This window comes from Pseudarthrobacter enclensis (genome assembly GCF_001457025.1).
Taxonomy (GTDB): domain Bacteria; phylum Actinomycetota; class Actinomycetes; order Actinomycetales; family Micrococcaceae; genus Arthrobacter; species Arthrobacter enclensis.
The window spans coordinates 148,643-168,071 of the sequence record NZ_KQ758603.1; the positions used below are offsets into that span (position 1 = coordinate 148,643).

Below are 19,429 nucleotides of genomic sequence, written 5' to 3' on the forward strand. Positions count from 1 at the left end.
GCCGAGGTCTACGACGGCGTCCGCGGCGACTGCGAGGTCGGGTGCGGTGGTGCCGTCTGCTGCGGTGCCGGTGCCGGTGCCGAGGTTGACGTTGGCATCGACTACGGCTGCGACGCCCGCTGAATCCGACGGCGTTGGGTCACCCAGCAGGCCCAACGACGCCGTATCAGCGGACGCCGCCGCCGAGATCAGGGCGGACACGGAAAGGTCCGGTCCGGAGGTAGTGGTGGTGTCTGCGGCATTGGCTGACGTGCAGCCAAAGGCCAGCAGCCCGCCGGCAAAGAGGGTGCCAAGCAGCCCCCTGCGAAGGGTGGAACTCATGATGGTTTCTCCTGAAGTTGAAGTAGGGCGCTGGTTCAGCTGCCCATAAGGCCACGTGCTGCCACAGAAAGGCAGCCGGCATTCAACTAGTCAGGCGAAGAGCCGGGGTCGAATGACACCGGCGAGGGGACATGCGCGGAGAAGCTCCAGGGCAGGAGAACGCCCTGGAGGAAGTGTTCGAAGTTTTCGCAGCTCAACCATGCCGCTGATCCGGCGGCACCGGAGGACTGGCTGCTGCCGCCGCTGGCGGACCCGGGCGCGGCCGGGGCCGGCGCAGGCTCGGAGGGATTGGTGGTTTCGGCAGCCGCATCCTCGGCGGCCGAAGCCTGTGATGCAGCGAAGGATGTACTGGCAAGGTCAACTGCCGGGGCAACCGGGCCTGCCGCTGACGCGATTACCGAGGCCGCGGTGTCATCCGCGGCACCCGTTTCAGCTGCAACCGAAGCCTTATCGGCGGTAGTTGGCTCCGCATCCGGGCCATCAGCGGTTGAAGCAGCAGGGGCCACCACATCCACAACCGGCAGGGTTTCCGGACCCGGCTCAGCAGGAATTTCCGGGAGTTGGACCGGGAGCGGTGCGGAGCCGGTCACCACATCCGAGACCGGTTCCAGAATTGGCTCAAGAACGGGAAGGGCCGCTGTTGCCGGCGGAACGACGCTCTCCACCACGGTGGCCGCGGTGCCGTCAACGGCTTCTACAACCGGTGCCGTGACGGTGGAGACAGTCCCGCCGGGAACGACTTGGTTGACCACGGGCAGCGATGCAACAAGACTGTCCGCGCCGGCAGAAACCTGGCTTACCACGGGCTGCAGCAGCCCGGCCGGAGGGGCCGGCGTGCTGGATGGGCGCTCAGCAGGGGCAGGGCCCGAAAGCTTGTCAGTCACGGAAGCGACAGAGGAGGACACAGAACTGGTCACTCCGCCCAGCACCGACGATGTCTCGGACAGGGTGTCTGCCGAGGCGGCTGTTGAGGAAAGTGTCAACCATCCAACGGCAGCGGCTCCGGCAAGAAGGACAGGTCGCAGGGCGCGCCACGGCGAACGAGCGTTAGCCATGTGTACCACCCCCAGTGCCGGTCCAAAAGACTTTGCACAAAATCCTAAGGCTGCTTATCGCCGGAAGTCCAGAGGCAGATGAAAACAAAGTGACAAATGTGCACTGCGGGCCCGGGAAGGACTCCGGACGGCCGGCCCTGTCTGCTCTCCGGCTTAGCCGTGGCTGTCGTTCGGGTAGCTGACACCCAGCTGCGCCCGCACGCCGTCGAACAGGCGCATGGTGTTCAGGGAGTCCTCCAAGGGCATGACAGGGCTCTCCGGAAGCCCCTGCTGGATGCACCGGGTGACCTCCCGCAGCTCATATGCATAGCCTTTGCCCACGACGTCGAAACGCTCGGTCCGGCGTTCGTTCCACCCTTGGGCCACCACCAGTTCGCGCGGATTGTTGATGGAGCCGACGCTCTGCAGGAAGCCGAGGCTGCCGGCGACGGTGGCAGTGCGCGGACCGTGGGCCAGCAGCGAGGACGTCAGCTGCGCCTGGGCTCCGTGGTGGTAGCCCAATGTGAGCGCGTTCTGGCTGTCCACGCCGTCGTCATTCACGAAACCGGCAGCGCTGACGGTCTGCGGGAACCCGAGCGTTCCCAGTGCCCACAGCAGCGGGTACACGCTGATGTCCAGCAGCGCCCCACCGCCGTCCTGGCGTGCCCACAGCCGGGAGGTGGGTGAGTACGGGGCGGGGAAGCCAAGGTCGGCAGTGACCCAGTGGATGTCGCCGAGCTCCCCGGACGCGGCAATCTCGAAGGCCCGTTGCATTCCCGGGAGGAACCGGCTCCACACCGCTTCCATCAGGAACAAGTTCCCGGACCGGGCAACCCGGATCAGTTCCTCCGCCTCCCGCGCGTTGATGGTGAAAGCCTTCTCGCACAGGACGTGCTTCCCGGCCTTCAGCGCCGCCAGGACAATCCGGTGGTGCTGCGCGTGCGGCGTGGCGACGTAGACCACGTCCACGGACTCATCGGCGAGCAGGCGCTCGTAGCCGTGCACGCCGTCGTCGTCCCCGTACGCCTTGATGACGCCGTATTCGGCGGCGAAGGCCTCGGCGGTGGCCTGCCCACGGGAGCTGACGGCGTGGAGTTCGGCGTCGGCCAGCAAGGCCAGGTCCTGCGCCACGGACCGTGCGATGCCGCCGGTGGCGATGATGCCCCACCTGAGGGTCCTGCCGGTGGCAGAGCGGGGGTCGGTGTCGGACTGGCTGGACAGCCACGGCGTAGCAATGGGCGCACTCATGGGAGCCATCCTGTCACAGCCGTGTCCGCATGTTGCGGGATGGCCCGCCACCCTCGGGGAGGCGCCGGGGGAGAGCACGACGCCGGCCCCGCCCGGCTGCCTGCCTCATGTCAGGCGGTGGCCGGCACCGCTGCCCGGTGGACCTGTTCCTCGGTCAGCTTGCCCTGCTGCAGCCGGAACCTGCGGTCTGTCTTATTGGCCAGGGCACGGTCGTGGGTGACCACCAGGATGGTGGTGTTGTGGTCCTGGCTCAAAGCGCTCAGCAGCGAGATGATGTGGTCACCGGTCTGCTCGTCGAGGTTCCCGGTGGGCTCATCGGCGAGGATGAGCTTGGGTTCATTGGCCAAGGCCCGGGCAATCGCCACCCGCTGCTGCTCACCGCCTGAAAGCCGGTTGATGCGGCGGTCGTGCTTGTCCGCCGCCAGCTGCACCTGTTCCAGCAGGTCTTTGGCGCGCTGCTTCCGGGCCGCCTTGCGTATGCCGGCAAATTCCATGGGCAGCATAACGTTGTCCACGGCGGAGAGGTTCGGGATCAGATTGAACTGCTGGAACACGAACCCGATGTCCCTTCGGCGGTACTGGGTCAGTTTGGCGTCCGGCATGCCCGCCAGGCTCACGCCGTTCACGACGACGTCTCCGCTGGTGGGTTTGTCCAGCGCACCGAGCAGAGACAGCAGGGTGCTCTTGCCGCTGCCGCTTTTGCCGACGATCGAGGCCAGGGTGCCCTGCCCGAGGACGAAACTGACATCGTTGACCGGCTTGATGGTGCGGTCGCCCGAGTTGAACGTTCGGACCAGGTTCTTGACTTCAATCATGGCTATTCTCCTCGCAGGACTTCGATGGGACGGATGCGCGCGGTGAGCAGCGCGGGGACCAGGGCGCCGATGATGGCTACACCGAATACCGCCGCGATACCGGCTGCGATGATCCCGGGGGAGGCGCTGGCGGTGACCGAGGTCAGCAGCTGGGACGCGCCGCCAAAAGGGCCGCCCTGTCCGCCGGGGAAGCCGGCTCCGCCGCCGGGCATCGCCCCGGGCATGCCGCGGCCGGCGGTGCCGGCCGCCGTCGTGCTGGTGCTGTTGGTGCTGATCAGGGCAGAAGCGATGCCGCTGCTGGCAAAGGCGGCGATCACGGCGCCCACGGCGCTGCCGAGGGCCGCCAGTACCAGGGCCTCGAGGACGAACTGCAGGCCAATGGTGCGGTTGGGGGCGCCGATGGCCTTAAGGACGCCGATTTCGCGCCGGCGCTCGCGGACCAGCATGACCATGATCAGCAGGATGATCAGCCCGGCTGTGCCCAGCGCCGCGATGAACGCGGTGAAGGAGATGTTCTTGACGCTGCCCAGGGAGCTGACGGCGGTCTCGAGGTTCTGCCCCTGGGTGACGTCCGCCTTGTCAGCGCCGAGGGCGTCCTGCAGCGCCGTCTTGGTGGAATCGACGTTCTCCAGCGAATTCACCGTGACGATCATGCTGGACAGCTCATCAGGGAGCCCGGCAAGGGTCTGCGCGGTGGGAAGCGTGACGTAGACGGCGTTATTGCCGAAGGCGGTGCCGGCGTCGAACAGGCCGGCGACGGTGTACGCCTGGTCGTTGATGGTGAAGCTGGAACCCACGCTGAGGTTGTTCTTCTCCGCGAGGGTGGTGCCCAGGAGGGCGTTCGTGGACTCGGCGGTGTAGTCGCCCAAGCCTGTGCCTTCGGTGATAGTCAGCGCCTTGCCGGTGGTGTCCACTTCGGCGCCGATGCCTGTTGCAGTGATGGGCAGGGACCGTGCCGGCTGGGTGGCGGTGGTTCCTGTGGAGCCGGTGGTGCCGCTGGCCTGGTTGCGGTTGCCGAGTGTCCCGGCGTCCACCGCGGCGGTGAGGCTGGTGGTCAGGGTGGCTGCCGCCTGGCCGCCCGGACCGCCTTGGCCTCCTGCGCCTGCCGGGGTTCCGGACGCAGCCTGCGCGGCAGCTTCAGTGGCGTTTCGCAGCCGGAGCGAGGAGGTTCCGACGACGGCACTGACGTTGGGGACGGATGCCGCGGTGGCTGCCTGTTCGGTGCTGAGGGGCTCGCCGCCTCCTTCGAAGCCCTGCCCGCCAGCGGGATTGACGGTCAAGACGGTGCCCACGGAAGCGTTGAGCTCCTGGACTTTCGCGCCGACGGCCTGGTTGGCCACCAGCATGGCCAGTGCCAGGCCGATCGCGACGGCCAGCACGGCAACGACGGCTGCCGTGCGGACCTTGTTTCTGAAGGCGTTGCCTACACTCCGGGCAAGGACGCTCACGTTACTCCTATGGTTCAGGTGCCGGCCCGGAAGGCCGGCGTCGGAACCACACTCGCGGTCCATCCTGTGCAGGAATCCGGCCGAAGCTGTGTTTGGGCTGTGAAGACCCCTTGACGGCGTGCGTCAGATCAACGTAGAAATGAAACACCGCTGAGAAACCGATTTCTTGAGCGTCTCCGGTTCCTTTTTTATCCGCACCCATCAAGGCATGTGGTCTGTTTGGCATGCCGGAAACAAGGCCAATGACGTCCCTGAAACGCGATACCCCACGTCCCTCCACTCCCCGCCGGCTCCGACGCCCTGCCGCCATCGCAGCATCGGCCGCTGCCGTGGCACTGGCGGCGGGCCTCGCCGTGGCGGCACCCGCAACGGCGAGGCCCGCGCCGACCGGCGGCGGGGTGATCAAAGCCGATGATGCTGCACCCACGGGCTGGGCCGCCGTCGGACGCGGCACCAACGGCGGTGCCGGTGCGCCGGCCGAAAGCCGGTACGAGGTGGGCACGCTCAGCGAACTGAAAGCTGCCCTGGCCAACAACGGCAAGCCCATGGCGCCCAAGATCGTCTATATCAAGGGGACGGTCGACGGCAACCAGGCGCCGGACGGACGCATCCTCGGCGAGCAGGACTACGCGCCGGGCTACGACATTGCCAAGTACGTCTCCTGCTTCGGCCCTGACGGCAAAGTGTGGAGCGACCAGACCTTCGAGTACTGCAAGAAGCAGCGCCAGCTCCGGCAGACCGGAAGCAACAAGATGAAACGCCAGATCGAGGTCAGCATCCCCAGCAACACCACGGTGGTGGGACTGGGCCCGGACGCCGGCTTCGTGGGCGCCAATATCGTGATCCTGAGTGCCACCAACGTGGTGCTGCGGAACCTGAGCGTGGAGGCCCCGGTCGATTACTTCACCACCTGGTCGCCCGATGATGGAAACGGTGCCTGGAACGCCCGGTTCGATGCCGTTTCCTCGGTCACCTCCGACCATCTCTGGATCGACCACGTGCGGCTGTCCGATGGCCGCTTCCCCGACAGCGAAGCGCCGCGTGGACCCAACGGCAAGCCGGCGAACCGGCACGACGGCCTGCTGGACCTCAAGGACGGCACGGATTACGTGACCATTTCCAACAGCAGGCTCTCCAACCACGACAAGACCATGCTGCTGGGCTCCGGCGACGAACACGTGGACAAGGACGGCGGAAAGCTGCGCGTCAGCTACATCGGCAACTACTTCGAAAACCTGCAGCAGCGGGCACCACGGGTGCGATTCGGCCAGGTGCACGTGGTCAACAACTACTTCACCGGCAGCACGGATGATCCCCATTACCCGCTGGTCAGTGAAGCCCAGGGTGGCAGCAGCTACTTCCTGGGCGCGGGGTACGAGTCCCGGATATTCTCCGAGCACAACGCCTTCGACTTCACCGGACCGGGCGCCGATCCGTCCATCATGGTCAGCAGCTACAACGGCCACCGCTTCAGCGATACGGGCTCCTGGTACAACGGACAGTCCGCCGACCTCAACGCCATCGCCAAATCGTCGTTTGAGGGGAACCGGGCCGAGGCCATCGCCGAGGCGGAGGCCGCGGGCACTGCCGCGCCGGACTGGACCGGCTGGGACTTCACCACGGATGTCGGCTGGAACCCTGCCGACATCTACAGCTACAAGGCCTTCAGCACACCGCAGGCCGTCCGGAACCACGCCCTCCGGTTCACCGGCCCTGGCGTGCTCACGGTGAAGCAGTAGCGGAGCCCCGGCCTCAACAGCTGCAGGAATCCGGACGAAGGAAAACAGCCCGGCCCCCGTGAGGGGACCGGGCTGTTTCCGTTGTTGATGTGCTACTTGGTGATCGGGCCGAGGACCGGATCGTCCGTGTAGGCGGTCTTCACGTTGGCGGCGGTGACGATGACCGGCTCCAGCAGGTAGGCCGGAACGGTCTTGGTGCCGTTGTTGTAGGACTTGTCGTCGTTGATCTCCGGGGTCTTTCCGGCCTGGAGGTCCTTCACCATGGTGATGGCGTGCTCGACGAGCTTGCGGGTGTCCTTGTTGATGGTGGAGTACTGCTCGCCCGCCATGATGGACTTGACCGACTCAACCTCGGAGTCCTGGCCGGTGACAACCGGAAGCGGCTTGCCGGCGGCCTTGACGGAGGTCAGGACAGCGCGGGCCAGGGTGTCGTTGGGGGAGAGGACGCCGTCCAGGTTGGCGCTGGTGTAGCTGCCGGTGAGCAGGGTGTCCATGCGGCGCTGGGCGTTCTCAGCCTTCCAGCCCTGGGTCACTGCCTGTTCGAAGTTGGTCTGGCCGGAGACCACCTTGAGGGTGCCGTCGTCGATCTTCGGCTTCAGGACGCTCATGGCGCCGTCGAAGAAGACCTTTGCGTTGGCATCGTCAGGGGAGCCTGCGAACAGCTCGACGTTGTAGGGGCCGTTGGGCTTCTTGGCCTTGAGTCCGTCCAGCAGCGCCTGGCCCTGGAGTTCACCGACCTTGAAGTTGTCGTAGGCCACGTAGTAGTCCACGTTCTCGGTGTTCAGCAGCAGCCGGTCGTAGGCGATGATGGTGGCGCCGGCGTCCTTGGCCTGCTTGAGCTGGGTGCCCAGCTGCGAGCCGTCAATGGCGCCCACGATGATGACCTTGGCGCCCTTGGTGACCATGGCGCTGATCTGGTTCTGCTGCTCGGACACGCCGCCGTTGGCGAACTGGACGTCGGCCTTGAAGCCGGCACCGTTGAGGCCGTCGTTGAACAGCTTCTCCGCCAGGACCCAGTTCTCACTGGTCTTCTGCGGAAGCGCGACGCCGATGGAGGAGTTCTGTTCGAATCCTCCTGCACCGCCGCTTGCGCCGCCGGACGGGCTTTCCGAGCGGCCGCAGCCCGTCAGCGCCAGTGCTGCGATGGCAGCTACCGCTGCGGCCTTTCCTGCTTTACCAAACATTCGCATAGTTGGTTTTCTCTTTCTTTGTGGTGGTTACCGCTGTTCAGGCTGCAAGGCTCAGGCTTCCCTGGCGATCGCTTCCTTGGTGGAGGTAGTTTCGTCGGGCTGGATGGGGCTGCTGGGACCGCCGCCGGAGCGTCCCATGTTCCGGGTCAGGAGGCCGATGATCGACTTCTTGCCCTGGCTCTTGTTGTAAACGTCGAAGGCTACGGCGATCAGGAGCACCAGGCCCTTGATGATCTGGGTGAGGTCGGCGCCGACGCCGAGCAGCTGCAGGCCGTTGTTCAGCACTGCCATGACGAGGCCACCGATGATGGAGCCGACCACGGTGCCTACACCGCCGGTGACCGCCGCGCCGCCAATGAAGACTGCGGCGATGGCGTCGAGTTCCCAGCCGACGCCGTCGAACGGGCCCGAGGCCGTGGACCGGCCCACGAAGATCATGCCCGCCAGGCCGGCCAGGATGGACATGTTCATCATCACCAGGAAGTTGACCTTCTTGGACTGGACGCCGGAGAGTTCGGCGGCGTGCCGGTTGCCGCCCACTGCGTAGACGTGCCGGCCCAGGATGGTGCGGGAGGAGATGAACCCGTACAGCAGCACCAGGACGGCGAGGATGAGGCCGGGGATGGGGAACGAGGTTCCGGGGCGGCCGGTGGCGAAAAGGTACGTGGCGTAGAGGATGGCGCCGCACACCAGGACCAGCTTCAGGATGGTCACCCAGGTCTCCGGAACCTCGGCGCCGAGGGCTTTGGCGCGGGAGCGGGTGCGGAGCTCGCCCCACACGACGAAGGCTGCGGCGGCGATGCCGAGGAGCAGGGTGAGGTTGTTGAAGCCGGTGTTCGGTCCCACCTCGGGCAGGTAGCCGGAGCCAAGGTACTGGAAGTCGTTGGGCACCGGGATGGTGTTGGACTTGCCCACAAACTGGTTGAACCCGCGGAACAGGAGCATGCCGGCCAGGGTGACGATGAAGGCCGGAATGCCGACGTAGGCAGTCCACCAGCCTTGCCAGGCGCCGATGACAGCACCCAGTGCGAGGCCCAGCAGGACGCCGGCCCACCAGGGAATGCCCCAGTCGCGGATGGCCAGGGCAACCGTGACGCCAACGAATGCGGCGACCGAACCGACGGAAAGGTCGATGTGCCCGGCGATGATGACCAGGACCATGCCGATGGCCAGGATCAGGATGTAGGAGTTGCCGTTGAAGAGGTTGATGACGTTGCCGGGCGTCAGCGTCCGGCCTTCGGTGGCGACCTGGAAGAAGATGATCAGTGCCACCAGGGCGAAGATCATGCCGAATTGGCGGGTGTTGCCGCCAAACAGCTTTTTGAGGGCGTTCATGGTGTCAGTCCTTGGGTCCGGAAGTTCTGGAGGTGGTCCAGGGGTCAGGCGGCTTTGCGGTTGGGGTTGGAGGTCATCAGTTTCATCAGGTTTTCCTGGCTGGCCTCATCCTTGTCGAGGACACCGGTGACGGTGCCTTCGAAGATGGTGTAGATGCGGTCGGACAGGCCCAGGAGTTCGGGAAGCTCAGAGGAAATGACAATCACTCCCTTGCCCTGGTTGGCCAGTTGCTGGATGATGCCGTAGATCTCGTACTTGGCCCCGACGTCGATGCCGCGGGTGGGCTCATCCAGGATCAGCAGGTCGGGGTCCGTGAACATCCACTTGGCCAAGACCACTTTCTGCTGGTTGCCGCCGGACAGCTTGGCCACGCCTTCCTCCACCGACGGGGTCTTGGTGCGCAGGGACTTGCGGTATTGCTCGGCGACGGTGAACTCCTGGTTGGGGTCCACCACCGAGTGCCGGCTGATCTTGCGGAGGTTCGCGGCCACCGTGGTGGTCTTGATGTCATCCAGCAGGTTCAGGCCCAGGCTCTTGCGGTCCTCCGTGACGTAGCCCAGCCCCGCGTCAATGGCCTGGCGGACCGACTTCAGGGTCACTTCCTTGCCGTCCTTATATATGTGTCCGTCAATGAAGCGGCCGTAGGAGCGGCCAAAGACGGACCGGGCCAGTTCGGTGCGGCCCGCGCCCATCAACCCGGCGAAGCCGACGATCTCGCCGCGGCGGACGAAGAAGCTGGAGTTCTTGCAGACCAGGCGGTCCTGGACGTTGGGGTGCCCCACCGTCCAGTCCTTCACCTCGAAGAAGACTTCCCCGATCTTGGGTGTGTGGTCCGGGAAGCGGGACTCCAGGGTCCGGCCCACCATGCCCTTGATGATCCGGTCCTCGTCCACGCCGTCCGCTTTGACGTTCAGGGTCTCGATGGACTTGCCGTCACGGATGATGGTGATCGAGTCGGCAATCTGCTCGATCTCGTTGAGCTTGTGCGAAATGATGATCGACGTGATGCCCTTGGCCTTCAGGCCCAGCATCAGGTCCAGCAGGTGCTGGGAATCGGATTCGTTGAGCGCGGCGGTGGGTTCGTCCAGGATGAGGATCTTCACGGACTTGTTCAGGGCCTTGGCGATTTCCACCAGCTGCTGCTTGCCGACGCCGATCTCCTTGACGGGGGTGTCCGGGTCCTCGCGGAGGCCAACGCGGGCCAGCAGGTCCAGGGACCGCAGGCGCGCCTCGGACCAGTCGATGATCCCCCGCTTGGTGGGTTCGTTGCCCAGGAAGATGTTCTCCATGATGGACAGTTCCGGGATCAGCGCCAGTTCCTGGTGGATGATCACGATCCCGGCGTGCTCGCTGGCCCGGATGTCCTTGAACTGCTGGACCTCGCCCTGGTAAACGATCTCGCCGTCGTAGCTGCCGTAGGGGTACACGCCCGAGAGGACCTTCATCAGGGTGGACTTCCCGGCCCCGTTTTCGCCGCAGATGGCGTGGATTTCGCCGGCCTTCACCCGGAGGTTCACATTGGCCAAGGCTTTAACGCCGGGGAATTCTTTGGTGATGGACCGCATCTCGAGGATGATCGGCTCCGTCTGCGTGGTCTGGGACGTCATGTGCCCTAACCCTCCAATGCAATGACTTCTTTGTCCGGCCGGCAAAGCGCAGGGCCGTCTGATCCAAAAGTAAACTGGATCACAGCTATTGTCGTCAAGTCTTGAACGCAATTGCTGGATAACGAAACGGTCTACGTTTTGCGGATCCCGGCGTGCTGGAACACCAGCGCCGCCGCCCCCAGCGCCTCGGCGCGGTCGCCGAGTGAGGACATGGTCAGGGTGGTTGTTTCGCCAATCACGGGGACGGCATGGCGGATCAGTCCACGCCGGATGGGGTCCAGGAGGAGGTCGCCCAACCCTGCCAGGGGACCGCCCACCACAATCACTTCGGGGTTGATCAGGTTGGCCACGTTGCCCAGCGCCCGGCCCACGGCCAGGCCGGCGTCATCCACCACCCGCAGCGTGGCCGGGTCCCGGCTGAGGGCCTTGCGGACGATGTCCGCGGGCGTGAGTGGGCGGTCCTCGCCGCGGCTGAGGAGTTCGATCATGGTGGTGGTCGAGGCGATCGTTTCCAGGCATCCGCGGTTGCCGCAGCGGCAGACAAGGCCCTGCTCGTGGATGGTTGCATGACCGATTTCGCCGGTGATTCCCACGTTGCCGTAGTAGGGCGCGCCGTTGAGGATCAGGCCCGCACCGATGCCCGAACCGATCTTCATGAACAGGAGGTTGCTGACCCCCGTGTGCTGTCCCCAGGTGACCTCCGACCACGCCCCGAGGTTGGCGTCGTTGTCAATAAACACGGGGATTCTCAAGGTTTCCTCAAGATGCTGGAGGATGTTGATGCCCACCCATTCGGGGAGGATGGCACCCTGCGCCACCGTCCCGGAGCGCCGGTCGATGGGGCCGGGAATTCCGACGCCGGCACCCACCACCGAGGCCCGTTCCGTCCCGCTCTCCGCCAGCAGTTTGTCCAGCAGGGCCACCGCAGCCCGGATGCCCTCCTCCGCCTGGTGGCCGAGCGGAAGCATGACCGATTCCTCCGCAATCACGTGGTAGCTCAGGGATGCCAGCACGACGCGCAGGTGCCGCCGGCCGAAGTCGATTCCCACCGCTACCGCGCCGTTGCTGTTGAGCCGCACGTTCAGTGCCCTGCGCCCGGAACTGGTGATGGGTTCGGTGGACGCCAGGCCGGAATCGAGCATGATCTTGACGATGTTGGAGACTGTGGCCGTGGACAGGCCGGTCTGCCGGGCCAGTTCGGCCTGGGTGGAGGGGCCGCCCATGAGGCTTTCGATGATCCGCTGCTGGTTCAGTTGCCGCAGGGCGGACTGAGAGCCGGGATTTTTGGGCTTGCTCCTCGTTGAGCGCGGGGTGGCGGACATGCTAAGAAGATTGCCCTATCACCTCTCTTGTAGTCAAGAAGTTAACGCATGAGTCGTTTAGCGGCGCCACGGAGTGGGTAGGGCGCTTTGGTGCGGCGGACGCCGGTGGTGGTGCAAAAGGTCCCGCCGGGCGGACCGGCCGGGTGGCTAGGCTGGAAGCAAGGTCCCCGCCCGGGGGCCCGTCCGGACAACAAAGGTGGTAGCAGTGCTGCTGGCACTCCTGCAGGCGAACGCTGCGGTCCTTGATCTAGACGCCAATTGCGCCGTGGTGGAGGCGGCGGCCCGTGACGCGGCAGCCGCCGGCGCGGCCGTCCTTGTCACCCCTGAGCTCTTCCCCGTGGGGTACGCCCCGCGGCGGGTACGGTCCGGCCTGGATCCCGCGGCGCTGCCCGCACTTCACCGGCGGCTGGCCGGCATCGCCCGCCGCCACGGCATCGGCCTGGTCTACAGCGTCCCCCGCGTCACAGCGGAAGGGGAGTGGCAGATCAGTGCCACACTGCTGGACGCGGAGGGCAAAGCGTTGCTCGAGTACGGCAAGGTGCACCTCTTCGGCCCGGATGAGCGCGCCGCCTTCACCCCCGCAGCCGAAGCACCTGCCGTCGTGAACTTCCAGGGAATCCGAACCTCCATGGTCATTTGCTACGACGTGGAATTCCCTGAGGCTGTCCGCGCGTCAGCGGCCGGCGGCGCCGAACTCCTCCTGGTGCCTACGGCGCTGGCCCACGGGTTCGACGACGTACCCCGGCTCCTGGTCCGTGCCCGCGCCCTTGAAAGCCAGTTGGCCATTGCCTACGCCAACCACTGCGGCGTGGAGGATGGGTGCCGGTTCTTGGGCGGCAGCGTCGTCGCAGGTCCGGACGGCAAGCTGCTGGCGGAGGCGGCGGAAGAGCCGTCCCTGGTCTTTGCGGACGTGGATCCTGATGCTCCGCGCCGGGAGCGTGCCGGGGTGCCCTACCTTGCGGAGCGGCGGCCGGACCTCTACCGCCGCTGGGAAGCCTGAGCGGTCACGTCCCGGCGCCCACGAACTGCAGGGCAATCCACAGTTCAGCCCTGTTGGCTGCCTCGCCGAGGTCCAGGTCCAGCAGCCCGGCCAGGGCATTGACCTGGCGGCGGACGCTGTTGCGGTGCAGTCCCAGGTCCTTGGCCGTTGCGTCCCAGTTGCCGTTGGCTCCCAGCCACGACCGCAGCAGCCGCAGCTGGCTGTCCCGGCGGTCGGGTTCCATGGCCATGACCGGTCCCAGGAGCCTCTCGGCCAGCAGGGTTCCGGCGCCGCCGCCGAGCAACCCGGCGACGGTCCAGGCCTGGTCTTCCTCCCGCACGGTCCCGCCGGTGGCCAGCACGCGGGGGCGAAGGGCGCTTGCCTGGCGGTAGGCGGACGGCAGGGCAGGGAGTTCGGCCGGTCTGCCCACCACCATGCCCCAGCCCAGCTGCTTCATCTCCGCCGCCAGCTGCTCGTCAACCTTCAGGCGCGTGATGGCAGCGAAGCCGTACTCGGTGAGTTCCACCAGCTTCGTGTCGAAGATCCGCCGCCATTGAAGCAGTTCACGGACCGGCCCGTCCGCCCCGGCTGCCTCCAGCCGGACTCCCTGGACCACCCGCACTGATCCGGTCCGCGTGCCGGAGATACTCTGGGCCAGCAGGTCCCGGATGCCGTTCAGCTCCCGGGTGCTGCCGCCCGCCAGGCTCTCCGGGTGCAGCAGCACGGCGGTGGCCAATTGGCTCGGAGCCAGCGAGCCGCTGGTCCTCTGCCGGACAAGGAGCTCCAGCAGTCCCACCACCGAGGACACCACGCTGTTCTGCGCCGGAGTCAGCGGCTGGTCCGCCCCGAGCACCAGGGCACCGAGGGTGGCGTCCCTGCTGCTGCGAAGGGGATGCCCCACCGCAAGGCCCTGGCCGGGTTCCGGCAGCGCCTCGGTCTCCACCCGGGGACCGCTGCCGGCCAGCAGCTTTCCCACCAGGGGCTGCAGTGCGGAGAGTTCGACGACGGCGCCCGACTTGGCACGCACCTTGCCGTCCGGACCGAACAAGGCGGCCCAGGCCGGGACCTTCTGAACCAGCGCCGCCAGCAGTTCGTGTTCCGGCCGCGGCGAAAGGACTGCCCGCATCAGGTGGCGGTTGGTTTCCGCCAGTTGCCGGAACGCCTGGGCGTTGCCGGATTCCAGCAGCTTGGAGAATTCCAGGCCCAGCGCCGCGAACGGGATGCTGGCCGGGATTTCCACCAGTGTCAGGCCCCGGCGCCGGCAGGCCGTGGCCAGCCCTTCAGGTACGGCCTCGAAGTACGGCTCCAGCCCGAAGCCCAGGGCGGCCACTCCGGCATCCACCAGCCGTGCCACATACTCGTCCGCCAAATCAGGGTCCACTGCGGTGTCTCCCGCGCGGAGGGCGTTGCCTCCTGTTCCGCCATGACCGCTGCCCGGGCCGGGCTGCAGGAACGGAAGTCCGGCCGTGAGGACGAATTCGCCGTCAATGAGGTAGGGGGTAGGGTCTTCAAGTTCACTGGGCTCCACCCAGCGCAGGGGCACCTGGCTGTTGCCGGCGTCGTGCACCAGCGCGATTCCCTCGGGAAGGGCGGCCAGGAAGCGTCCCAGTGTCACCGCACCCTGGTCCGGAAGTGTGTCCTGAAGCTCCTGGGCTGGTGGTGCATTGTGTCTCATGGGTGATCACTATAGGTCAGTTTGCACACCTTTGAGATGCCGCTCACACCCCTACGCTGGGGTGGGGAATCCAACCATCCACCAAGACGAAGGGACGTCGACGATGACTGTGCCTACACTTCCGGGCCACGTGTCCGGCCGCCAGGGCAGCCGTCCCGCGCTGGGCAAGCAACTGCTCCGGCGCAAGCCGATGGCGCTGCTGGCAGCCGAACCGGACGCCGGAAACGGCGCACCGCGGCTGGTCCGCAGCTTTGGCGTGCTGCAGCTGACCATGATCTCCGTCGGCGCCACACTGGGCACCGGCATCCTGGTGATCCTGGGCGAGTCCGTGCCGCTGGCAGGCCCTGCGATCTGGATCTCCTTCGCGATCGCCGGCCTGGCGGCGCTCCTGTCCGCGGTGTCCTACGCCGAGATGGCCGGCCTGGTGCCCGCCTCCGGATCCAGCTACTCCTACACGTACGCCACCATGGGTGAGGGCATGGCCTGGATCTGCGGCTGGTGCCTGGTGCTGGAATACGCCGTGTCCGTGGCAGCCGTCGCCGTCGGCGCCGGCCAGTACGTCAACGAAACCCTCGCGGTCTTCGACACGGTCCTGCCGGATGCGTTCTCCCAGCCGCCCGGCGACGGCGGCATGGTCAACATCCCGGCCATGGTGATCGTGGTCCTCGCCACCGTCCTGCTGGTGCGCGGCGCGCGGGAAAGCGCCTGGATCAACACCGCCATCGTGGCAGTCAAGGTGGGCATCCTCCTCCTCTTCTGCGCCATCGCCTTCACCGCGTTCAGCGCCGGCAATTTCGACCCGCTGCTGCCCATGGGCGCCGCCGGAGTCTCCGCCGCGGCGTCGCGCGTTTTCTTCTCCTACATCGGCTTCGACGCCGCCTCCACGGCCGGCGAGGAAGCCCGCAACCCCAAGCGCGACCTGCCCCGCGCCATCATGCTCTCCATGCTGATCGTCACCACCATCTACGTCCTGGTGGCCGTCGCGGCCATCGGCGCCCGGCCATGGGGCTGGTTTGACGGAACCGAGGCCGCGCTGGTGAAGATCCTCGAGGAAATCACCGGGCAGCCCTGGATCGCCCTCGTCTTCGCCGTCGGGGCCGTCCTGGCCATCGCCAGCATCGTCCTGACCGTGCTCTACGGGCAGACGCGGATCCTGCTGTCCATGTCCCGCGACGGACTGGTTCCCGCCATTTTCAGCCGCGTCTCCCGCCGCACCGGGACGCCCGCTGCCGGGACCCTGATCGTGGGCGTCGCCGTCGCCCTCACCGCAGGGCTGGTGCCGCTGGGCGCCCTGGCCGACGCCACCAGCATCGGCACCCTGTTCGCCTTTGCCTTGGTCAACGCAGCCGTTATCTACCTCCGCAAGGCGCGGCCCGAACTGGAGCGGACCTTCCGGGTGCCGTTCTTCCCGTTCACCCCCATCCTCGGCGCCATCATGTGCATCTACCTCATGGCCAACCTCGGCGCCGAAACCTGGATCACCTTTGCGGCCTGGATGCTGGTGGGGACCGCCGCGTACTTCGGCTACGGCCGGCGGAATTCCAAGGTGGCAGCCCTGGACGAGACGGAATACCGTGAACTCGCCGCCGCGCCCCGCCCGTCAACGACCGCAGCCCCCTGACGCCACCGTCGAACCTTCACACCCCCAAGCAGCCAACGCAAAGGCAGGCAATCCATGACCACCGCCACCGAGCTTCCCGCCTCCCACCCGTCCAGCACCTCCAGCCTGCCGGACGGCCCGCCCCGCGGGCAGGACGGCCAGGCCGCCCCCATCACCATGCTGAACCCGGACTTTCCGTTCAGTTACGACCACTACCTCAACCACCCTGACGGGCTGGGCTCCGTCCCGGAGGAACTGCTGGGCACCGAAGTGGCAGTGATCGGAGCAGGACTGTCCGGCCTGGTTACCGCCTATGAACTGATGAAACTGGGCCTGCGCCCGGTGGTGTACGAGGCTGACCGGATCGGTGGACGGCTCCGCACCGCAGCCTTCCCGGCGGCCCCGGGCGTGGTGGCGGACCTTGGTGGCATGAGATTCCCTGTCTCGGGCAAGGCGTTCTACCACTACGTTGACCTGCTGGGCCTGGAAACGCAGGACTTCCCCAACCCGCTCGCCGAGGCAACGTCCAGCACGGTCATAGAACTGGCTGGCCGGAAGCACTACGCCGAAAAGCCGGACGAGCTCCCGCCGTTCTTCCGGGAGGTGGCGGACGCCTGGAAGGCGGCGGTCAACGACGGCGCGAAGTTCGGTGACATGCAGGACGCCATCCGGGCCCGCGACACCGCACGGATCAAGGAACTGTGGAACGAGATGCTGCCGCTGATGGACGAGCAGACCTTCTACGGCTTCATCGCTGCCAGCGAGTCCTTTAAGAAAGCCGGGTTCGCACACCGGGAAGCCTTCGGCCAGGTGGGCTTCGGCACCGGCGGCTGGGACACCGACTTCCCCAATTCGATCCTGGAAATCCTGCGGGTGGTCTACACGGACGCCGACGACCGGCACCGGCTTATCCGCGGGGGAGCGCAGCGGCTCCCCGAGGCACTGTGGCAGCACGCGCCGTCGGACCTGGTGCACTGGCCAGCCGGCACCTCGCTGGCGTCGCTGCACTCCGGCTCGCCCCGCGGCGCCGTCGGAAAGATCAGCCGCGACGCTGATGGGAACCTCCGCGTCCGTGAGCGTTGGGGGCGCGAGGCGAGCTACCCGGCCGTCGTGACCACCTGCCAGTCCTGGCTGCTGTCCACCCGGATCCACACCGAGGAGGCCTTGTTCCCGGCAGAGCTTTGGACCGCCATGGAGAAATCGCACTACATGCAGTCGTCCAAGACGTTCGTGATGGTGGACCGGCCGTTCTGGAAGGATATCGACCCGGAGACCGGGCGCGAGGTCCTGTCCATGACCCTGACTGACAGGCTGAACCGGGCCACCTACCTGCTGGACAACGGCCCGGACCAGCCGGCCGTCATCCTGCTCTCGTACACGTGGAACGACGACGCCCTGAAGTGGCTGGCGCTGGACGCCGACGAACGGGTGGAGCTGATGCTGCATTCACTGGAGCAGATCTATCCCGGGGTGGATATCGCCGGCCACATCGTGGGCCAGCCCATCACCGTGTCCTGGGAAGCCGACCCCAACTTCATGGGCGCCTTCAAGGCCAACCTGCCGGGCCACTACCGCTACCAGCAGCGGCTGTTCACGCATTTCAAGCAGGACAAGCTGCCGGAATCCCAGCGCGGCATCTTCCTGGCCGGCGACGACGTCTCCTTCACCGCAGGGTGGGCCGAGGGCGCCGTCACCACCGGGCTGAACGCGGTGTGGGGCGTGGTGAAGCACCTGGGCGGCTCCTCCGCACCGGGCAACCCGGGACCGGGCGACCTTCTCGACGAGATCGGCCCGATAAGCCTGGATTAGCCCCTCAGTGCCCTTGTGCGTGCAGTTCGCGGTGTTTCGCCGCGAGCTCTACGTAACGCGTCGCGTTGGCGCGGACGCCGTCGAACTCCTCATCGGTCAGTTCGCGGCGCACCTTGGCGGGCACCCCGGCCACCAGTGAGCGCGGCGGAACGACGGTTCCCTCCAGCACCACGGCACCGGCCGCCACCAGCGAGCCGGTGCCGATGACCGCCCCGTTGAGGACGGTGGCGCCCATGCCGATGAGGCAGTCGTCCTCAACGGTGCAGCCGTGCACGACGGCGGCGTGCCCCACACTGACGCGTTCGCCCACCGTGCAGGGAAAGCCGGGGTCGGCGTGCAGCACCACGTTGTCCTGCAGGTTGCTGCCGGCGCCCACGGTGATGGCGGCGGTGTCAGCCCGGACCGAGACGCCGTAGAAAGCGCTGGCGTCCTGGCCAAGGGTGGCATTGCCGATGATCGAGGCCGAGGGGGCGATGAAGGCTGTTTCGTGGACGGCCGGGGAGTTGCCGCCGAAAGGGTAGAGAGGTGCCATGGCTTCACCCTAAGCCACCCCTACACCCAACTGAGTAGCGCTAAGTGCCGTTTTGGGGCCCCAAAACGGCACTTGGCGCTACCTGGTTGGGGGAGGAAGGGGTGCGGAGGACCAAGAACTGATAGTGCTGGTTCCAGGCACCGTTCCCGGGGCCGGACTCGTCCCCCACGCCTTCAGGCCAGGTCCGGAAATGCTCTACGTCGCCGTGGGCGCCGAATATCTCCCGGGCGGCGTCGTCGCTGCGCCGGCTGAAGAACCGCCGCGGCTCTTCGTCGTCCTCCGGGTTCAGGACTTCGACATCCTCGCCGGACCAGAGTCCGACGGCGATGGGCGCGCCGGGTGCGCTCACCCGTACCAGCTCATGGACGACGTCGTGGATGCGGCTGTTGGGCACGTGCAGCAGGGTGCTCATTGACCAGGCAGCGGAGAAGGAGTTATCCGGAAACGGCAGGTTCCGTCCACTGGCCACGCTGGCCTCAAGGCCTTTGGCGCGGGCCAGCCGGACGCTTTCCCCGGACAGTCCACACCGCAGTAGTGGAGGCCGGCGCGGATGAACTCGCGGCCCTCGATGCCGGTCCCGCAGCCAAGTTCGAAGACCGAGTGCCGGTGTTCGGCCTTGAGCAGGCGGATGAACCACTCGCGGCATTCGACGCGGTGCCGGGTGCTGGCCCGGGTGGTCGGCACTGCCGAGTGCCGGTCGTAAAACACGGCAAGATCGGCCTCGTGGTCCGCGGAGTCCGGGATGCCCTGCATGACTTCAGACTAGGCCACCGGC

Annotated in this window: 16 protein-coding genes and 1 pseudogene; 4 read left to right on the top strand and 13 right to left on the bottom strand. The window is 66.6% G+C overall.

The window, feature by feature from the left end; all coding sequences use genetic code 11:
• The 5 genes and pseudogenes from AS031_RS19960 to AS031_RS13145 form a co-directional block, all read right to left on the bottom strand.
• Positions 1–321, bottom strand: a pseudogene (locus AS031_RS19960) (hypothetical protein); the annotation flags it as partial.
• 86 nt (positions 322–407) lie between these two features.
• Positions 408–1,073, bottom strand: a complete 666-nt coding sequence (locus tag AS031_RS13130) for a hypothetical protein (protein ID WP_228379632.1) — start codon at positions 1,071–1,073, stop codon at positions 408–410.
• A gap of 456 nt (positions 1,074–1,529) precedes the next feature.
• Positions 1,530–2,603, bottom strand: a complete 1,074-nt coding sequence (locus AS031_RS13135; RefSeq protein ID WP_058268609.1) for a Gfo/Idh/MocA family protein — start codon at positions 2,601–2,603, stop codon at positions 1,530–1,532.
• A gap of 110 nt (positions 2,604–2,713) precedes the next feature.
• Positions 2,714–3,418 (bottom strand): ABC transporter ATP-binding protein, encoded by a 705-nt coding sequence (locus tag AS031_RS13140; RefSeq protein WP_058268610.1) that lies wholly within the window; start codon positions 3,416–3,418, stop codon positions 2,714–2,716.
• A 2-nt stretch (positions 3,419–3,420) separates the two neighbouring features.
• Positions 3,421–4,866: an ABC transporter permease gene (locus AS031_RS13145; protein ID WP_058268611.1), complete on the bottom strand. Its 1,446-nt coding sequence runs from the start codon at positions 4,864–4,866 to the stop codon at positions 3,421–3,423.
• A gap of 242 nt (positions 4,867–5,108) precedes the next feature.
• Here AS031_RS13145 and AS031_RS13150 point away from each other — a divergent pair, with 242 nt between their 5' ends.
• Positions 5,109–6,605 (top strand): pectate lyase family protein, encoded by a 1,497-nt coding sequence (locus tag AS031_RS13150; protein WP_058268612.1) that lies wholly within the window; start codon positions 5,109–5,111, stop codon positions 6,603–6,605.
• A gap of 92 nt (positions 6,606–6,697) precedes the next feature.
• Here AS031_RS13150 and AS031_RS13155 read toward each other — a convergent pair whose 3' ends face one another.
• The 4 genes from AS031_RS13155 to AS031_RS13170 form a co-directional block, all read right to left on the bottom strand.
• A complete protein-coding gene (locus AS031_RS13155; RefSeq protein ID WP_058268613.1) occupies positions 6,698–7,795 on the bottom strand; it encodes a substrate-binding domain-containing protein in 1,098 nt (365 codons plus the stop codon).
• Between the two features lie 51 nt (positions 7,796–7,846).
• Positions 7,847–9,130, bottom strand: a complete 1,284-nt coding sequence (gene mmsB, locus AS031_RS13160) for a multiple monosaccharide ABC transporter permease (protein ID WP_058268614.1) — start codon at positions 9,128–9,130, stop codon at positions 7,847–7,849.
• A 44-nt stretch (positions 9,131–9,174) separates the two neighbouring features.
• Entirely contained in the window at positions 9,175–10,737 is a 1,563-nt protein-coding gene (mmsA, locus tag AS031_RS13165; RefSeq protein ID WP_058268615.1) for a multiple monosaccharide ABC transporter ATP-binding protein, read from the bottom strand.
• A 131-nt stretch (positions 10,738–10,868) separates the two neighbouring features.
• Entirely contained in the window at positions 10,869–12,059 is a 1,191-nt protein-coding gene (locus tag AS031_RS13170; protein WP_058268616.1) for an ROK family transcriptional regulator, read from the bottom strand.
• 205 nt (positions 12,060–12,264) lie between these two features.
• On the opposite strand from AS031_RS13170, the gene AS031_RS13175 reads away from it, so the two are divergent.
• Entirely contained in the window at positions 12,265–13,059 is a 795-nt protein-coding gene (locus AS031_RS13175) for a nitrilase-related carbon-nitrogen hydrolase (RefSeq protein WP_058268617.1), read from the top strand.
• Positions 13,060–13,063: 4 nt separating this feature from the next.
• Here AS031_RS13175 and AS031_RS13180 read toward each other — a convergent pair whose 3' ends face one another.
• Positions 13,064–14,713: a PucR family transcriptional regulator gene (locus AS031_RS13180; protein WP_058268618.1), complete on the bottom strand. Its 1,650-nt coding sequence runs from the start codon at positions 14,711–14,713 to the stop codon at positions 13,064–13,066.
• A 103-nt stretch (positions 14,714–14,816) separates the two neighbouring features.
• Between AS031_RS13180 and AS031_RS13185 the strand changes: the two genes are divergently transcribed.
• Complete coding sequence (locus AS031_RS13185) at positions 14,817–16,334, top strand: amino acid permease (RefSeq protein ID WP_058268619.1); 1,518 nt, start codon at positions 14,817–14,819, stop codon at positions 16,332–16,334.
• A gap of 54 nt (positions 16,335–16,388) precedes the next feature.
• Positions 16,389–18,122, top strand: a complete 1,734-nt coding sequence (locus AS031_RS13190) for a flavin monoamine oxidase family protein (protein ID WP_176716543.1) — start codon at positions 16,389–16,391, stop codon at positions 18,120–18,122.
• Between the two features lie 4 nt (positions 18,123–18,126).
• On the opposite strand, the gene AS031_RS13195 is transcribed toward AS031_RS13190, so the two are convergent.
• The 3 genes from AS031_RS13195 to AS031_RS20190 are packed head-to-tail and all read right to left on the bottom strand — an operon-like array spanning position 18,127 to position 19,407.
• Positions 18,127–18,654 carry a gamma carbonic anhydrase family protein gene (locus AS031_RS13195; RefSeq protein WP_058268620.1) on the bottom strand — a complete coding sequence of 176 codons (528 nt, stop codon included), beginning with the start codon at positions 18,652–18,654 and terminating at the stop codon, positions 18,127–18,129.
• 40 nt (positions 18,655–18,694) lie between these two features.
• Positions 18,695–19,123 carry a methyltransferase domain-containing protein gene (locus tag AS031_RS13200; RefSeq protein WP_257122388.1) on the bottom strand — a complete coding sequence of 143 codons (429 nt, stop codon included), beginning with the start codon at positions 19,121–19,123 and terminating at the stop codon, positions 18,695–18,697.
• Positions 19,063–19,407, bottom strand: coding sequence for a class I SAM-dependent methyltransferase (locus tag AS031_RS20190; RefSeq protein ID WP_228379639.1), 345 nt, complete (start codon positions 19,405–19,407; stop codon positions 19,063–19,065). Before AS031_RS20190 ends, AS031_RS13200 begins: the two co-directional genes overlap by 61 nt.
• Between the last annotated feature and the right edge of the window lie 22 nt (positions 19,408–19,429).

Coding starts and splice junctions, on each gene's coding strand:
- AS031_RS13195 (WP_058268620.1), bottom strand. CDS start 18,654: ATGGCACCTCTCTACCCTTTCGGCGGCAACTCCCCGGCCGTCCACGAA.
- AS031_RS13190 (WP_176716543.1), top strand. CDS start 16,389: ATGACCACCGCCACCGAGCTTCCCGCCTCCCACCCGTCCAGCACCTCC.
- mmsB (WP_058268614.1), bottom strand. CDS start 9,130: ATGAACGCCCTCAAAAAGCTGTTTGGCGGCAACACCCGCCAATTCGGC.
- AS031_RS13150 (WP_058268612.1), top strand. CDS start 5,109: ATGACGTCCCTGAAACGCGATACCCCACGTCCCTCCACTCCCCGCCGG.
- AS031_RS13135 (WP_058268609.1), bottom strand. CDS start 2,603: ATGAGTGCGCCCATTGCTACGCCGTGGCTGTCCAGCCAGTCCGACACC.
- AS031_RS13180 (WP_058268618.1), bottom strand. CDS start 14,713: ATGAGACACAATGCACCACCAGCCCAGGAGCTTCAGGACACACTTCCG.
- AS031_RS13140 (WP_058268610.1), bottom strand. CDS start 3,418: ATGATTGAAGTCAAGAACCTGGTCCGAACGTTCAACTCGGGCGACCGC.
- AS031_RS13170 (WP_058268616.1), bottom strand. CDS start 12,059: ATGTCCGCCACCCCGCGCTCAACGAGGAGCAAGCCCAAAAATCCCGGC.
- AS031_RS13155 (WP_058268613.1), bottom strand. CDS start 7,795: ATGCGAATGTTTGGTAAAGCAGGAAAGGCCGCAGCGGTAGCTGCCATC.
- mmsA (WP_058268615.1), bottom strand. CDS start 10,737: ATGACGTCCCAGACCACGCAGACGGAGCCGATCATCCTCGAGATGCGG.
- AS031_RS20190 (WP_228379639.1), bottom strand. CDS start 19,407: ATGCAGGGCATCCCGGACTCCGCGGACCACGAGGCCGATCTTGCCGTG.
- AS031_RS13185 (WP_058268619.1), top strand. CDS start 14,817: ATGACTGTGCCTACACTTCCGGGCCACGTGTCCGGCCGCCAGGGCAGC.